We start from the raw sequence: 14,412 nt of genomic DNA on the forward strand, positions 1-14,412 counted from the left end.
CCGCGCCGCCGGTCACAGCGTCAGCACGTGCTCCAGCAGATCGCGCGTGTACTCGCTGTCCGGACGGGCCAGGACGTCCTCGGTGAACCCATGATCCACGATCCGGCCCTTCTGCAGCACCGCCAGGCGGTGAGCGATGTGCCGGGACAGCGTGATGTTGTGCGTCACGAACAGCATGGCCATGCCGGTCTCGTCCTGGATCTCGCGCAGCAGCTCGATCACCGCGGCCTGCACGGAGACGTCCAGCGCCGAGGTCACCTCATCGCACACCAGCACCGACGGGGCGCTGACCAGCGCGCGGGCAATCGCCGCGCGCTGCCGCTCGCCGCCGGAGAGGTCGCCGGGTCGGCGGTCGATGTAGGAGCGGCCGAGCCGGACCTGATCCAGCGCCACGGAGACCGCCTCGCGACGCTGCGCCGAGGACATCCCGCCGCCCATCTGCAGCGGCACGGCCAGGGACTCGCCGATCGTGCGCCGGGGGTTCAGCGACGAGAACGGCGACTGGAAGATGTACTGGATGCGCCGACGCTGCTCGGCCGTGCGCTTGCGGGTGGTCTCGGCCAGCGGCTCACCGTCCAGCAGCACCTGCCCGGTCCACGACGCCGCCGACAGTCCCGCGATGGCGCGGGCCAGGGTTGTCTTGCCGGAGCCCGACTCGCCCAGCAGCATCGTGGTCTGCCCCGAGTGCAGCTCCAGGCGCAGCCCGTCCAGCACCGTATTGGGCCCGTACGACAGGCTCAGGTCCTCGACCGCCAGCAGGGGAGGCGACGACGGCGTCGTCGCCTCCCGCTCGGACCGAGGCTCGGCCAAGGCCGTCGTCTCGGGCTCGGCCGTGGACGCCGAGGGAGCCGCGGTCCCCGCCGGGTCCTCGGTCGTGTCCGCGTCCTGCGCCCACGGGAGCGCGGCTGAGGCGCCGACCGCCGTTCCGGCTCCCGACGGTGCGTCCGAGGGCGCCTGCGCCGCGTCAGCCGGGCCCGCCCCGCCGCGCTGGCCGACCGGCAGGCCGCCGCCGATGCGCTTGCGGCCCTCGAGGTCCGGCACGGCCGCCACCAGGCGGCGCGTGTAGTCGTGGGTCGGGGCGCGCAGCACCTGCTCTGCCGAGCCGGCCTCCACGATGCGGCCCTTGAGCATGACCGCGACCTCGTCGGCGATCTGGGCGACCACCGCGATGTCGTGGGTGATGTAGAGCCCTGCGGCGTCGTGGCGGCGGGTCAGGTCGATGACCGTGTCCAGGACCAGATCCTGAGTGGCCACGTCCAGGCCCGTGGTGGGCTCGTCCAGGATGATCACGGCCGGGCGGGTCGCGAACGCCATGGCGATGCCGATGCGCTGCTGCTGACCGCCCGAGAGCTGATGCGGGTAGCGGCGCTGGGAGGCGGCGTCCGAGGGCATGCCCACCTCCTCGAGCACCTCAGCCACGCGCGCCGTGCGGGAGGCGGGGCCGTCGCCGTAGTCGTGGATGCGCAGGACCTCGGCGATCTGCTCGCCCACGCGCATGGACCCGTTGAGCGACAGCGCAGGGTCCTGCGGGACGTAGGCGATCGTGGACCCGCGAAGCCGCCGCACCTGCGCCGAGCTCAGCTCCGGGAGCTGCGCGCCGTCCGGGTGGAAGCGCGAGGCGCCCGGATGCAGCGTGATCGAACCGCCGCGCAGCTCCAGGCCCGGCCTGAGGTACGACATGCACGCCAGGGCTGCCGTCGTCTTGCCGGAGCCGGACTCCCCCACCAGCGCCAGGATGCGCCCGGGGTGCAGCTCGAAGCCGATGTCGTGCAGGATCTGGCGTCCGCCCGTCACGCCGAGATCGAGCCCGGACACGCTCAGGGCGGTCTCGACGGTGGCCGCCGACGACGGGTCCGCGGCGCGCCTGCCTTCTGCGCGCGATGCAGTGCTCGGGGTCATCGTCGTCCCTCCTCGGGGCTCGAGGCGGCATCGGATCCGGTGCCGGAAGCGGAGGCGGTGGCCGAGCCGGTGGAGGCCTCGGATTCGGGAACCGCCGGGCCGCCCGCTGGTGCCGCGCCCTGTGCGCCGGCTCGGATGCCCTCGAGATCCTCCTCGACCACGGAGCTGCCGCCGGCCGAGGCGGCCGCGATGCCGTCGGCGATCAGGTTGGTGCCCACCGTCAGCACGGCGATCGCCAGCACGGGAAGCAGCACGCCCCACGGCTGGACGGCCAGGGCGATGCGGTTCTCGTTGATCATCAGGCCCCAGTCGGCGGTGGGCGGCTGCATGCCCAGACCCAGGAAGGACAGCGAGGCCAGCGCGCCGATCGAGTAGGTCATGCGCAGACCGAGCTCGACCATCAGCGGGCCCGTGACGTTCGGCAGGATGTCCTGGGCCAGGATCCGCCACTGCGGCACGGCGTACATGTGGGAGGCCAGGACGTAGTCCTCGCCCACCACGCCGACGGCGGCCGAGCGCATCACGCGCGCGGTGCGCGGCGCATGGGTCAGGCCGACGACCAGGATCAGCACCCAGCCCTTGGGGCCGAGCACGGTGACGGCCAGCATGGCGAACACGAGCTGCGGCAGCGCGAGTCCGATGTCGCCGATGCGCATGATCAGGGCATCGAGCCAGCCGCCGCGCATGGCCGCGACCATGCCCAGCACCGCGCCCAGGCCCACGCCCAGCACCGTGGCCGCCGCGGACCACAGCAGAAGGCGCCAGCCGCCTGCCAGCCAGCGGGAGAGGACGTCGCGGCCCAGGTTGTCAGTGCCCAGCGCCGCGCCGTCGGCCACGAAGGGCCGCCCCACGAACTCGGTGGTGGTGTGCCCCGTCAGCGCGGCGGCCAGGAACGGCCCGAGGATCGCCACGAGCAGCACGGCCCCGGTCAGGATCAGACCCACCTTGGACTCCGTGCGGGCCAGGAATCGGCGGGTCAGGCTGTCTCGGACCGGGCCGCCGCCGATCGCGCCGGTCGAGGGGGCCCTGGTGGTGGAAGCGCTCATCGTCCCGACTCCGTTCGCAGCTTGGGATTGGCCAGGATCCCGACGACGTCGGCCAGCAGGTTGACCACCACGTAGAAAGCGGCGATCAGCAGCGAGATCGTCTGCACGACCTGGACATCGCGGTTGTTCACCGCATCGACCATGGCCTGCCCGATCCCGGGATACCGGAAGAGGACCTCGATGACCACGATGCCGCCGGCCAGCCAGGCCAGCTGCATGGCCACGACCTGGGCCACCGGACCGATCGCATGGGGCAGGGCGTGGCGCAGGATGACCTGGCGCTCCGGCACGCCCTTGAGACGGGCCATCTCCACGTAGCCGCTGGAGAGGACCTCGGTCATGGTCTGGCGCATCATGCGCACCATGTAGGGCACCACCACGAGCACGAGCGCGGCCACCGGCAGCACGAGCTGCAGCGGGAACTCCCACACCCGCGTTCCGGGGGCGGCCATGGTCACGGAGGGCAGGATCTGCAGCACGGTCGTGGAGAACAGCGCCACGAGCACGATGCCGACCACGAACTCCGGCAGCGAGGCGAGGATCATGGACCCGGTGTTCAGCGCGGTGTCCGAGGCGCGGCCACGGCGCAGGGCGGCCCAGGTGCCCAGGGCGAGCCCCAGTGGCACGGCGATCACGGCGGCGATGGCCATGAGCACGAGCGAGTTGACGATCCGCTCGCCCAGCAGCGCGCTGATCGAACCGCCCGTGGCGGCGGAGACGCCGAGGTCCCCGGTGAGGATGCCGCCCAGCCAGTCGAGGTAGCGCTGCCACCAGGGCTGATCCAGCCCCAGCTGCGAGCGCAGGGCCTCGAGCCGCTCGGGGGTCGCCTGCTGGCCAAGGATCGCCTGGGCGGGATCGCCCGGCAGCAGCAGGGTGAAGACGAAGACGACGAAGGACACCGCCAGCAGGACCAGCACGGAGACCGCCAGCCGCTTCAGGATCATGCTCAGCATCTCTCAGGCCTCCCCGTCCGCGGCGTCGCCGGTCTCGATCCAGAGGTTCCGGAAGCGGAACGACGCGATCGGCATGCCCGATCGGTCGCTGGCCCCGCCGCCCACGTAGCGCTGATAGGCATCGGCCACGTCGAAGAAGCCGAAGATGATGTTGCCGCCCTCGTCGTGATGCAGCTGCATGGCCTGGCGGATCAGCTCGTCGCGATCGGCGTCGTCCAGGGTCTCGCGGGCCTGGGCCACGAGCTGCGTGAACTCGGGCTGGTCCCAGTGGGTCTCGTTGTACGGAGAGTCCGGCAGGGAGGTGTCCGCGGCCTGCGGCAGGAAGTTGCGCGTGTAGTAGAACGACTGCGCGAACGGGAACTCCAGGTAGCCCGAGCCGAAGAACGTGGTGGCATCGACCCTGCGCAGCGAGACCTCGATCCCGGCGTCGGCGGCCTGCTCGACGAAGACCGTGGCGGCCTCGACCGCACCGGCCTGGATCGGGGCGGTCACCAGCTCGACGCTCAGCCCGTCCGGGTGTCCGGCCTCGCTCAGCAGCTGCTTGGCGCGCTCGATATCGCGCTCGCGCTGCGGCAGGTCCTGCGGGTAGGCGGAGTCGAACGGCGAGTACATGTCGTTGCCGACCCTCCCCTGCCCGGCGAAGGCGACCTCGATCATCTGCTCACGGTCGATCACGAGCTTGAAGGCCTCCCGCACCCGGGGGTCGTCGAACGGCGCCATGTCGGTGCGCATGGTGAACGGGACCCAGTTGCCGGTCTCGGAGGTGATCACCTGGATGCGGGGGTCCTCCGAGATCACGTGGACCAGCGGCAGCGGCACCTGCGCGATCACGTCCACCTGCGAGGACAGCAGCGAGTTCATCAGCGCGTCCTCGTCGTCGAAGTTCATCAGCAGGACCTCGTCCAGATGCGGACGGCCCTGCCAGTAGTCGTCGAAGGCCGTCAGCTGCGTGGTCCCGCCCGGTTCGAAGTGCGTGAGCCGGAACGGACCGGTGCCGATCGGGTCGGCGGGGTCGTAGTCCTGCGGCACGATGCCCATGACGTATTGGGCCAGCGCATCCGTGAGCACCGCGTCCGGGGAGCCCAGCACGAAGCGCACGGTGCGCTCGTCGACCTCCTCGACGGACTCGAGCGTGGCCAGCTTGCTGGACCCGCTCTTGGGATCCTCCGGGTTCATGATCCGTTCAAAGGTGAAGCGCACGTCCGCCGAGGTCAGCGGCCTGCCGTCGTGGAAGCGCACCCCTTCGCGCAGCGTGACCGTCCACTGATCGCCGGTCTCGTTCGGCTCGGCCGACTCGGCCAGCGACGGCACCACCTGGTAGTCCGCGTCATAGGCGAACAGGGTGTCGTAGAGGTTGAACATGCGGGCGGCGTCGCCGGTGCCCAGGGGAACGTGGGCGTCGACGGTGTCCGAGGCGCCGCCTCCGGTGATCCCCACGCGCAGCGTCCCGCCCTCCACGGGGGTGTCGCCGGCCTCGAGCACCGAGGCCTCCGTTCCGCCGCAGCCGCTGAGCACGAGCCCGGCACCGCCGGCAGCCACGGCCAGCAGCCCCCGACGGCTCAGCCGAGGGGGTATCGGACGAGCGGAGAGCGCAGACGAGGACAGGGGGATAGAGCGGAGCTGAGGATCTGAAGCCATGGAGTCATCCGAGTGTCGAGCCCCGAGACGTGACGGGGCGCTGCGCCCGGGCGATCGCAGCGGACCTGACCGGGTCGTGGGCAGAAGGATGCTCAGCTACGGGATGCTGCCGGAGCTGCGCTCATGGAAGCTCCAGTCGCGGCGGCGGGCCTGGAGGGTGGATCCGCTCACTGTCGTCATGATCCGCCTCCTTCAGGTGCGCGCGACCGCGGCACCGGGGTGGTGCCGGACCCATGAGGTCTCCTGCCGAGTCGCACGTCACACACTAGGCCCCGGGATGGACCGCGGCCAGGGCGGAGGGCTTGATTGCAGGCCTTGTCATGAGCGGGTGCTGCGGAGCCGAGGGCTCGGGTCGGGCGTCGCGGGCCTGCACGTCAGGCCCGGGCGGCCTCCTCGGCCAGCACGTCCATGGCCAGATCGGCGCGGTTCGTGACGATCGCATCCGCCCCCTCATGCAGGAGGGTCCTCATGTCCTGCGGCTCGTCGACGGTCCAGACGTGCACCTGGACTCCGACCGCGTGGGCGCGCTCGATCAGCCGCTCGGTGATCAGGCGGCGATCGCGCAGGCGAGGACCGATCACCGGCAGCCCGATCAGCTCGGGGGCGAACCAGCGCCAGAACATGGGCAGCTGCACGGCCTCGAACGGCGGGACCCAGCGCCCCGCCAGCCGGAGCACCACCGGCCACAGCCGCGGCACCAGGCTCAGGCAGATGATCATCAGCGCGGAGCCGAGGGATCCGGCCGACGAGCTCGGCACGGCCAGCCCGCGCTCGCGCAGGTGCTGAAGGGTTCGGCGCCGGCGGCCGTCCGAGAAGGACGCGATCCGCACACGGTCCACGGCACCGGTGCGCTCCAGCAGCTCGGGCAGCGCCGCCACGGAGGCCTCGTCCTTCACGTCGATGTTGAACCGGGCCTCCGGCATCTCCTCGAGCAGGTGCGCCAGCGTCAGCGGGGGCTCTCCCCCTGCCACGCTGAGCTCCATCATCTGGGCGTGGGTGTGATCGCCGACCTGCCCCGAGCCGTCGGTGACGCGGTCCAGCGAGCCGTCGTGGAAGACCATGACCACGCCGTCGCTGGTGGTGTTGACGTCGAGCTCGAGCCACAGGCAGCCGAGGTCCCAGGCGGCCTGGAAGGCGGTGAGGGTGTTCTCCGCTCCCGCGAGGGAGAAGCCGCGGTGGGCCATGACCGACGGGGTGGAGCCGTCCCTGTTGGTGTCGACGGCCGAAGGCGCCGTGCGGGATTCCATGCGCCGATAGTACGCACTTAGTTACCGACGAGTTACCAGAGTTCCGGGCAGTTGCCACGTGATTCCCGCGACGTGGTTCACAGGTCGGCGCGCACCGCCAGCAGCTGCTCGATGACCTGGGCGACGCCGTCGTCGTCGAAGCCGGGCGCGGTGCGCTCGACGGCCGCCACGACCGCCGGGTCCCCGGAGCTCAGGGCATAGCCGTACCCCGCCCACTGCAGCATCCGCAGATCGTTCGGCATGTCGCCGAAGGCCAGGACCTCATGGGCCTCGATGCCCCTCTGGCGGCAGTGCTCGGCCAGCGCCTCCGCTTTGGAGAGCCCGGTGCGCGCGATCTCTGCCAGGGGGGCCTGCGCCACGGAGTGCGTGACCGAGACCAGATCGGAGACCTCCTCGCTGACCGCGGCCACGAACTGCTGCGGATCGGCTCCGGGCAGGCGGGCGAGGAGCTTCACGACGCAGTCATCGGGCTCGAGCACCTGGGGCAGCGGGCCGATCCGAGCTCCCCTGATCCGAGTGCGGTCACCGACCAGCCAGTCCGGCTCGGCCGCCACGCCGCGCAGCGTCTCGGCGCTGAACACGGCCTGCGGGAAGAGTCGGCGCAGGCGCGCATGGACCTCGAGCGCCGTCTGGGCGCTGAGGGTCCTGCTGGAGACCACGGCCTCCTGGGCGAAGTCGTAGACGAGCGCCCCGTTGGAGCAGATGACGGCCCCGATGGGTGCCTGGTCCTCCCCGTCCGCGCCCGGGGCGATCGACTCCCCCAGCTCATGGAGATCGCGCAGAGGATCCAGCCATCGCCACGGGCGCCCCGTGACGAAGATGATCGGGATCCCGGCCGCCTCGAGCTGTCTCAGGGCCTGCTGGGTCCGAGGCCGGAAGCGGAAGTCGTGGCCGATCAGCGTGCCGTCGAGGTCGCTGGCCACGAGACGGACCTCCCGGGCCATCCGCTGCGGATCCGGGCCCAGGAGGTCGGTCCGACTCATTTCTCCTCGTGGGTCCCGGTCAGGAAGGCCCGACCGATGCCGTGGAAGAACAGGTTGAAGTTCAGCACGGCGGGCGAGGCGCCCTCCACGTCCAGGTGATCGGTATCCACCGCGGTGACGCAGAAGATGTAGCGGTGAGGGCCGTGGCCGGGAGGCGGAGCCGCGCCCTCGAAGGCCTCGGAGCCGCCGTCGGCGCGGTGGCGCGTGGAGCCCTCCGGCGGGTTGGCGGCCGCACCGGTCTCCAGGGAGGTCACGTCCGCGGGGATGTTGGACAGCGCCCAGTGCCAATAGCCCGAGGGCGTGGGGGCATCCGGGTCGAAGGCCGTCACCACGTAGGAGCGGGTGCCCTCCGGGGCGCCGGACCAGCTCAGCTGCGGCGAGACGTCCTGCCCCGCGACCTGTGCCTGGGGCAGCGGCTGGCCGTCGGCGATGTCCTGCGAGCTCAGCTCGAAGACGGGCAGCTCGGGAAGTCCTGCATAGGGTTCGCGATCGAGCATGGGATCCTCCTAGATCCGTCGTGTCGTCCTTGCGATGGTGTCCCGGTGCCGCCGGAGCTGTGCGCGGCGGCGCCCGGGGAGCTCAGTCATCCAGCGTCCGGTCGAGCCCGGCAGGATCGGCTCCGTCCGGCTCGACTGGAGCGGCCGGCTCCGCGGCGACGCCCGCCAGGGCCTCGAGCTCGCTGCGGCGCGGGAGATCCGCACCGGCGCGCGAGACGGTGATGGCCGCAGCATCCGCCGCCCGGATCAGGATCTCCCGGACCTCGTCCTCGCCGAGCGCCGCCAGGCGCTGGGCGGCTCCGGGACCGGTGATCCCGCGATCGGCGGCCTGCGAGATCAGCGCGGCCATGAAGGTGTCGCCGGCGCCGACGGTGTCCACGACATCCGTGCGGCGGGCGGGGACCTCGATGCCCACGGGGCCGGTGGCCTCGGTCACCGCCCAGGGTCCCATCTCCCCGCGGGTCACGACCACCATGCCGGCGCCCTTGCGCAGCCACGCGCGGGCCGACTCCTGGAGGGTCGAGCCGGGGTAGAGCCACAGCAGATCCTCGTCCGAGGCTTTGATGAGATCCGAGCGCTCGGCCAGCTCCTCCACGCGGGCGCGGACGCGCTCCACGTCCGGGGTGATCGACGGGCGGCAGTTGGGGTCCAGGCTGATCAGGGCTCGGCCCCGCGCCGCCTCGATGAGCCGACGCACCGTGTCCGCGCCCGGCTCGAGCGCGGCTGCGATGGAGCCGGTGTGCACAGCTTCCGAGGTCTCGGCGATGCGCTCCAGGTCCTCGTCCGACAGCGGCGGATCCCAGGTCAGCGCGAACTCGTACTCGGCCGAGCCGTTCTCGGCCAGGATGGCCTCCGCGGTGGAGGTCGGCTGAGCCTGGCGCGGCAGCGGCAGCTCGATCCCCTCTGCCGAGAGGCTCTGCTCCAGGAGGCGGCCGTCGTCGTCCTCGCCCCAGGTGCCCAGGAAGGTCACGGGGTGCCCCAGTCGGGCCAGGCCCACCGCGACGTTGAAGGGGCTTCCGCCGGGGTGCCTCACGGCCTCTCCGCCCGGGCGTGAGACGACGTCCACGAGTGCCTCACCGATGACTGTCAGCATGGCGCCACAGTAGCAGTGGGCCACGCCGCGGCTGCGTGGTTCACCGGCTAGGATCTAGCCCGGATCCAGGCCTCTGTGCCTGCGCCACACACACTCCGGAGCACCGGCCCACCGCGGGCCAGCGGTGCGAGTCGTGCGACGACGCACGCAGCCAAGGCCCCGACAGCGTCGTCGGAGCCAGGAAGCAGGTCATCTGTGAACTCCGTCGAGCCCTGGAACGAGCGCGAGGCCCGCGCCGAGGCCATGGTGCCCGTGATCGGCCGTCTCTACCGCGAGAACAAGGTCGTCCTGAGCATCCACGGCCGGTCGCTGGTCCACAAGTCCGTCCTGGACATCCTCAAGGCGCACCGCTTCGCTCGGCGCATCGTCGGCGAGGAGCTGCCCACCGAGGTCAGCGAGCAGCTCATCGGCATCATCGACTCCCTCGATCTGGGCGCCAGCCGCATCGACCTGGGCCGTCTGGCCGCCGGGCTGCAGGAGTCCCAGCGCGAGGACATGCAGCAGTACGTCCGCGAGCAGCTGGCCGCCGTCGTCCAGCGCAAGGGACAGAACAGCGCCAAGACGCAGGACGTGGTGCTCTACGGCTTCGGGCGCATCGGCCGCCTGCTGACCCGCATCCTGGTGGAGCGCAACGACGGCACCGGCATGGTGCTGCGCGCCGTCGTGGTCCGCAAGAAGCCCGGCAACGACCTGGTCAAGCGCGCGTCCCTGCTGCGCCGCGACTCGATCCACGGCAAGTTCAACGGCTCGATCGTGGTGGATGAGCAGCGCAACGTGATCACCGCCAACGGCGTGGACATCCAGGTGATCTACGCCGACAGCCCCTCCGAGGTCGACTACACCGCCTACGGGATCCACGACGCCATCCTGATCGACAACACCGGCGTCTGGCGCGATGTCGACGGCCTCTCCCGGCACCTGCAGTCCCAGGGCATCGCCAAGGTCCTTCTCACCGCGCCGGGCAAGGGCGGGATGAAGAACATCGTCTGCGGCGTCAACGACTCGGACATCTCCGCAGAGGACCGGATCGTCTCCGCCGCCTCCTGCACCACCAACGCCATCACCCCGGTGGTCAAGGTGATCGACGACGAGTACGGCATCTCCCAGGGCCACGTGGAGACCGTCCACGCCTTCACCAACGACCAGAACCTCACGGACAACTACCACAACGGCCCCCGACGCGGCCGCGCCGCCGGGCTGAACATGGTGCTCACCGAGACCGGCGCCGCCAAGGCCGTCGCCAAGGCGCTGCCCAAGATGGAGGGGCGCCTCACCGGCAACGCCATCCGCGTCCCCGTCCCCGACGTCTCCATGGCCGTGCTGACCCTGCAGCTCGATCGCGCCCCGGCCGATGCCGCCGAGCTCAACGCCTTCCTGCGCGGCATCTCCCTGGACTCCCCGCTGAGCCGCCAGATCGACTACACCGACTCCCCGGAGACGGTGTCCTCCGACCTCGTGGGCTCCCGCTACGCCTCCGTGGTGGACGGCCTGGCCACCGTCGTGAACGGCAAGACCGTGGTGGTCTACGTCTGGTACGACAACGAGTTCGGCTACTCCTCGCAGGTGGTGCGCGTTGCCGCCAAGATGGCGAACATCCAGCAGCCCACCTTCCCCTCGGACTGGACCGGCGCCAGCGCCATCCCGGCGAACTGAGGCTTAGGGGCCGCGTCGAGCGGCCTCCGGGTGGCGCCTTCCCCGTCGAGTGGCCCCGTGGTGTGCGTCTGAGGCTCTCAGCGCACACCACGGGGCCACTCGTCTGTGCCGGAGCCGAATGCTCACACCGCGGCGCCGTTCGACGCAGGTGAAGGCCGACGTGCGGAATCGAGAGCTCAGACGGTGGGAGCGGTGACGACCAGGTTGTACTCGTAGCTCCAGGCGCCGCCGGTGCTGATGGAGGCGCCGGAGCAGGTCACGAGCACCAGCTCATCCGGACCGGTGCTCTGCAGCATGTCCTCGGGAAGCGCCTGCTGCTCGTAGACCTGCAGCGATTCGACGACGTACTCGTGGGCCTCGCCCTCGTCGTCGGTGACCAGGACCGGGGCGCCCGTCTCGAGTCCGGCGATCAGAGACGCTCCGGGCGCACCGATCGGCGCGGACTGGTCGTACCAGACGGTGCCCGGCGCCTCGGGCAGCACGAGCGCTCCGTCCACCGCCCGCACGGCGAGCAGCCCACGCTGATGCTCCGGGTCGGTGCCTCGAGGCGATCGGGCTGACCGGCCAGGGAGGCGGCTGCCGCGGAGGTGTCCACGGAGCCGTCGTACGTGTCTGCGGCCTCGGGCTGAGCGGCGTAGTGCACCGCCGTGCCGATCACCGCAGCCACCACCAGCAGCGCACCGAGCAGCGCCAGGACGGCGGCCACAGGCCTGCGGCGATCAACGCTCATGGGGCCCAGCATCTCTGGATCCAGGGACGACGAAGCCCCCGCCCGACGGCAGCTCCCTCAGGGCTGCCGCCGACCAGGGACTCCGAGGGCTCACTCGCCGCGTGAGCGCCGCAGGCGCGGCACGGCGAAGACGGCTGCGGCCAGAAGCAGGAGCACGCCGCCGCCCAGGGCGAGGGGCGTCCAGCCGCTCGTGCCGACCAGACCGGCGCCCTCGCCCGAGTGGACCTCCACCTGATCGGGGCCGCCGTGGTCGCCGCCGCCCGAAGCCGGGACCACCGGCTGCTCGGAAGGCTGCTCGCTCGGGGCTGCCGGGGTCTCAGGCACGGCACAGGGCGTCACCGTGGGCTTCGGGGTCGGCTCCGGGGTCGGCTCGTCCGGCACCGCGACGATGCCGGCATTCAGCGAGCGCAGGTGACGAGCCCCGGGTCCGAAGGTCACCGTGGAGGTGGTGACGGCTGCGACGACGGCCAGAGCCGCCGTGCGACGCGGACGAGTGCTGCGGCCGAGGACAGCAGACGGATGCTGGGACATGGGTCTCCTCATGGTGGTGGGGCGCCACCCGGTGCACCCGCTCACTCTCCCCCATGAGGCCAGGCACAGCACCTTGTGCCGTTGGCCACGTCGTAGACCTGAAACTGCAGGTCGGAACGGCTTTCCGGGGAAAATTCCCGCGCCCGTCCCCCAAGAAGCACCAGACGATCCCTCAGCCCAGCAGCCACTCCTGCATGGCCCGGCCCAGCCCGTGCAGATCCTCGAGATGGACCATCTCCCGCGCCGAGTGCATGGACAGCAGCCCGACGCCCACGTCCAGGGTGCGCATGCCCAGTCGTCCCGCTGTGATGGGGCCGATGGTGGAGCCGCACGGCACGGCGTTGTGGGAGACGAACTCCTGGACCGGCACATCGGCGCTGCGGCAGGCCAGCCGCCACTGGGCAGCGCCATCGGCGTCGGTCGTGTAGTGCTGATCCGCGTTGATCTTCAGCAGCGGACCGCCTCCCGGCATCGGCCGCACGGCGGGGTCGTGGTGGCCGGGGTAGTTGGGGTGCACCAGGTGCCCGGCATCGGAGGACAGGCACGAGGACGAGGCGATCGCCGCCCGTCGTCGATCCTCGTCCCAGCCCAGCGCCGCCCCCACGCGCACCAGCACATCCTCGAGGAACGGCCCGGCGGCCCCGGAGCGGGTGCGCGAGCCGACCTCCTCGTGGTCGAAGGCCGCAAGCATCGCGATGTGCCGACCGCCGCGCAGGTCATCGAGCCGGCCGGTCAGCGCCTCGAGACCCGCGTGCACGGAGGTGAGGTTGTCGAGCCGCCCCGAGGCCAGCAGCTCCTGGCGCGCGCCGAAAAGGCGCGGCTGCTGCGTATCGGCCAGCACGATGTCCCAGCCCAGCAGGTCCTCGGCGCGCACCCGCAGGCCGCCCCGGGAGGCCGCCTCGGCCAGCAGCGCCAGGACATCCCCGGGTTCGTCGCCGCAGCCCCAGATCGGCTGGGTGTGCTGCTGCGGATCCAGGCTCAGCGCCTTGTTGGCCCCGCGGTCCAGGTGAATCGCCAGCTGCGGGATCCGCGCCACGGGCTCCGTCGCCACCAGGCGGGACTCCGCCCCCTGCTCGATGCGCACGGTGATCCGCCCGGCCAGGCGAAGCTCTCGATCCAGCCACGAGTTCACGAGCGGGCCGCCGTAGATCTCCACCCCGGCCTGCCACCAGCCTGAATGCCCCGTGCTGGGGCGCGGCTTGAGCTTGAACGACGGCGAGTCCGTGTGGGCCCCGACGACCCGGAATCCCGCCCGCTCCCCCAAGGCCTCCGGGGTCACCCAGGCGATCAGGGCGCCGTCGCGCACCACGTACGACGGCTGCCGGACGTCGTCGCCGGACCAGGCGTCGCGCTCGTCGAGCTGATGGAAGCCGGCGGCCTCGAGCCGTCGCGCGCCCTCTGCGGCAGCGTGGAAGGAGCTCGGCGAGGCCATGACGAGCTCCGCGAGATCCTGGGCGTTCCGCGCGGCCGGCGACTGCGGCCAGTCGGGATCGGCGGGGATCTGGGGACTGGGCTGAGCGTGCGTGTCGACCATGTGCTCCAGTGTAGGGACAGCCCACGGAAGCAGCTGCGTGCGATAGCGGGGCCCCGGGGCACATCCATCGACTCGAGTCCATGCCGTGCCGTCGGGCTCTGCTCCTTCGAACTTCGAGATGTAGGGCATTCCGAACCTCAGAACCTGTATGTTCGCTGTATGACACACGCGGCGTCGGACGCCCCTCCGAAGCCCGCCTCCCCCCAGATCCCCTCTGACGGCACGGGGCGGGGCCCCACCATGGGCATGACCGCCCTGGCCCTGGCCCTGACCGCCATCGTGCTCTCGACGATCTGCGCGGCCTTCGTGGGCGTGGTGCTGATCGAGGCGCAGCAGTTCGGCGACGGCACCTGGGCAGGCATGCCGCGCGACTCTCAGATCAAGGCCTCCGTGCTGCTGGCAGCACAGGCGGTCTGCGGTCTCATGGGCCTGGCCGCCATGGCCATGGGCGCGACCGCCTTCCTGCGCCGACGCGGACGCGGCGCGGGCCGCATGGCCATGATCGTGGCGGCGCTGGGCCCCTTCGTGGCCTGGGGGACCTGGAGCGCCGCCTCGAGCGTCGCAGCCTGAAGACCCGCGCCTGACGGGGCCTCCCGCCGGAGCTCACC

Annotated in this window: 14 protein-coding genes; 2 read left to right on the forward strand and 12 right to left on the reverse strand. The window is 71.4% G+C overall.

The window, feature by feature from the left end; genetic code table 11:
- Nucleotides 1-12: 12 nt before the first annotated feature.
- From RF645_RS08815 to RF645_RS08850, 8 genes are all read right to left on the reverse strand, one after another.
- Complete coding sequence (locus RF645_RS08815) at nt 13-1,899, reverse strand: ATP-binding cassette domain-containing protein (protein WP_368818944.1); 1,887 nt, start codon at nt 1,897-1,899, stop codon at nt 13-15.
- On the reverse strand, nt 1,896-2,945 hold the full coding sequence (locus RF645_RS08820) for an ABC transporter permease (RefSeq protein WP_251715180.1): 1,050 nt from the start codon (nt 2,943-2,945) through the stop codon (nt 1,896-1,898). Before RF645_RS08820 ends, RF645_RS08815 begins: the two co-directional genes overlap by 4 nt.
- On the reverse strand, nt 2,942-3,898 hold the full coding sequence (locus RF645_RS08825; RefSeq protein ID WP_251715179.1) for an ABC transporter permease: 957 nt from the start codon (nt 3,896-3,898) through the stop codon (nt 2,942-2,944). The genes RF645_RS08820 and RF645_RS08825 overlap by 4 nt, the downstream gene beginning before the upstream one ends.
- A 3-nt stretch (nt 3,899-3,901) precedes the next feature.
- Nucleotides 3,902-5,437, reverse strand: coding sequence for an ABC transporter substrate-binding protein (locus RF645_RS08830; RefSeq protein ID WP_368818945.1), 1,536 nt, complete (start codon nt 5,435-5,437; stop codon nt 3,902-3,904).
- Nucleotides 5,438-5,910: 473 nt separating this feature from the next.
- Nucleotides 5,911-6,783 carry a glycerophosphodiester phosphodiesterase family protein gene (locus RF645_RS08835; RefSeq protein ID WP_058872102.1) on the reverse strand — a complete coding sequence of 291 codons (873 nt, stop codon included), beginning with the start codon at nt 6,781-6,783 and terminating at the stop codon, nt 5,911-5,913.
- A gap of 77 nt (nt 6,784-6,860) precedes the next feature.
- Entirely contained in the window at nt 6,861-7,766 is a 906-nt protein-coding gene (locus RF645_RS08840; protein WP_058872101.1) for an HAD family hydrolase, read from the reverse strand.
- Nucleotides 7,763-8,263 (reverse strand): YbhB/YbcL family Raf kinase inhibitor-like protein, encoded by a 501-nt coding sequence (locus RF645_RS08845; protein WP_006213654.1) that lies wholly within the window; start codon nt 8,261-8,263, stop codon nt 7,763-7,765. The genes RF645_RS08840 and RF645_RS08845 overlap by 4 nt, the downstream gene beginning before the upstream one ends.
- Before the next feature lie 82 nt (nt 8,264-8,345).
- A complete protein-coding gene (locus tag RF645_RS08850) occupies nt 8,346-9,356 on the reverse strand; it encodes a carbohydrate kinase (RefSeq protein WP_058872100.1) in 1,011 nt (336 codons plus the stop codon).
- A 195-nt stretch (nt 9,357-9,551) separates the two neighbouring features.
- On the opposite strand from RF645_RS08850, the gene RF645_RS08855 reads away from it, so the two are divergent.
- On the forward strand, nt 9,552-11,009 hold the full coding sequence (locus RF645_RS08855; RefSeq protein ID WP_082677041.1) for a glyceraldehyde-3-phosphate dehydrogenase: 1,458 nt from the start codon (nt 9,552-9,554) through the stop codon (nt 11,007-11,009).
- Nucleotides 11,010-11,185: 176 nt separating this feature from the next.
- Here RF645_RS08855 and RF645_RS08860 read toward each other — a convergent pair whose 3' ends face one another.
- The 4 genes from RF645_RS08860 to RF645_RS08875 form a co-directional block, all read right to left on the reverse strand.
- On the reverse strand, nt 11,186-11,491 hold the full coding sequence (locus RF645_RS08860; protein ID WP_368818946.1) for a class F sortase: 306 nt from the start codon (nt 11,489-11,491) through the stop codon (nt 11,186-11,188).
- A complete protein-coding gene (locus RF645_RS08865; protein ID WP_368818947.1) occupies nt 11,419-11,739 on the reverse strand; it encodes a hypothetical protein in 321 nt (106 codons plus the stop codon). The genes RF645_RS08860 and RF645_RS08865 overlap by 73 nt, the downstream gene beginning before the upstream one ends.
- Before the next feature lie 90 nt (nt 11,740-11,829).
- Nucleotides 11,830-12,270 (reverse strand): hypothetical protein, encoded by a 441-nt coding sequence (locus RF645_RS08870; RefSeq protein WP_368818948.1) that lies wholly within the window; start codon nt 12,268-12,270, stop codon nt 11,830-11,832.
- Nucleotides 12,271-12,442: 172 nt separating this feature from the next.
- Nucleotides 12,443-13,804, reverse strand: coding sequence for a M18 family aminopeptidase (locus RF645_RS08875; protein ID WP_368818949.1), 1,362 nt, complete (start codon nt 13,802-13,804; stop codon nt 12,443-12,445).
- A gap of 246 nt (nt 13,805-14,050) precedes the next feature.
- Between RF645_RS08875 and RF645_RS08880 the strand changes: the two genes are divergently transcribed.
- Nucleotides 14,051-14,374, forward strand: coding sequence for a hypothetical protein (locus RF645_RS08880; protein WP_368818950.1), 324 nt, complete (start codon nt 14,051-14,053; stop codon nt 14,372-14,374).
- Nucleotides 14,375-14,412 lie beyond the last annotated feature (38 nt).

The organism is Kocuria sp. CPCC 205260 (assembly GCF_040981045.1).
GTDB classification, from domain to species: Bacteria; Actinomycetota; Actinomycetes; order Actinomycetales; family Micrococcaceae; genus Kocuria; species Kocuria palustris.

Coding starts and splice junctions, on each gene's coding strand:
- RF645_RS08815 (WP_368818944.1), bottom strand. CDS start 1,899: ATGACCCCGAGCACTGCATCGCGCGCAGAAGGCAGGCGCGCCGCGGAC.
- RF645_RS08820 (WP_251715180.1), bottom strand. CDS start 2,945: ATGAGCGCTTCCACCACCAGGGCCCCCTCGACCGGCGCGATCGGCGGC.
- RF645_RS08825 (WP_251715179.1), bottom strand. CDS start 3,898: ATGCTGAGCATGATCCTGAAGCGGCTGGCGGTCTCCGTGCTGGTCCTG.
- RF645_RS08835 (WP_058872102.1), bottom strand. CDS start 6,783: ATGGAATCCCGCACGGCGCCTTCGGCCGTCGACACCAACAGGGACGGC.
- RF645_RS08840 (WP_058872101.1), bottom strand. CDS start 7,766: ATGAGTCGGACCGACCTCCTGGGCCCGGATCCGCAGCGGATGGCCCGG.
- RF645_RS08845 (WP_006213654.1), bottom strand. CDS start 8,263: ATGCTCGATCGCGAACCCTATGCAGGACTTCCCGAGCTGCCCGTCTTC.
- RF645_RS08850 (WP_058872100.1), bottom strand. CDS start 9,356: ATGCTGACAGTCATCGGTGAGGCACTCGTGGACGTCGTCTCACGCCCG.
- RF645_RS08865 (WP_368818947.1), bottom strand. CDS start 11,739: ATGAGCGTTGATCGCCGCAGGCCTGTGGCCGCCGTCCTGGCGCTGCTC.
- RF645_RS08870 (WP_368818948.1), bottom strand. CDS start 12,270: ATGTCCCAGCATCCGTCTGCTGTCCTCGGCCGCAGCACTCGTCCGCGT.
- RF645_RS08875 (WP_368818949.1), bottom strand. CDS start 13,804: ATGGTCGACACGCACGCTCAGCCCAGTCCCCAGATCCCCGCCGATCCC.
- RF645_RS08880 (WP_368818950.1), top strand. CDS start 14,051: ATGACCGCCCTGGCCCTGGCCCTGACCGCCATCGTGCTCTCGACGATC.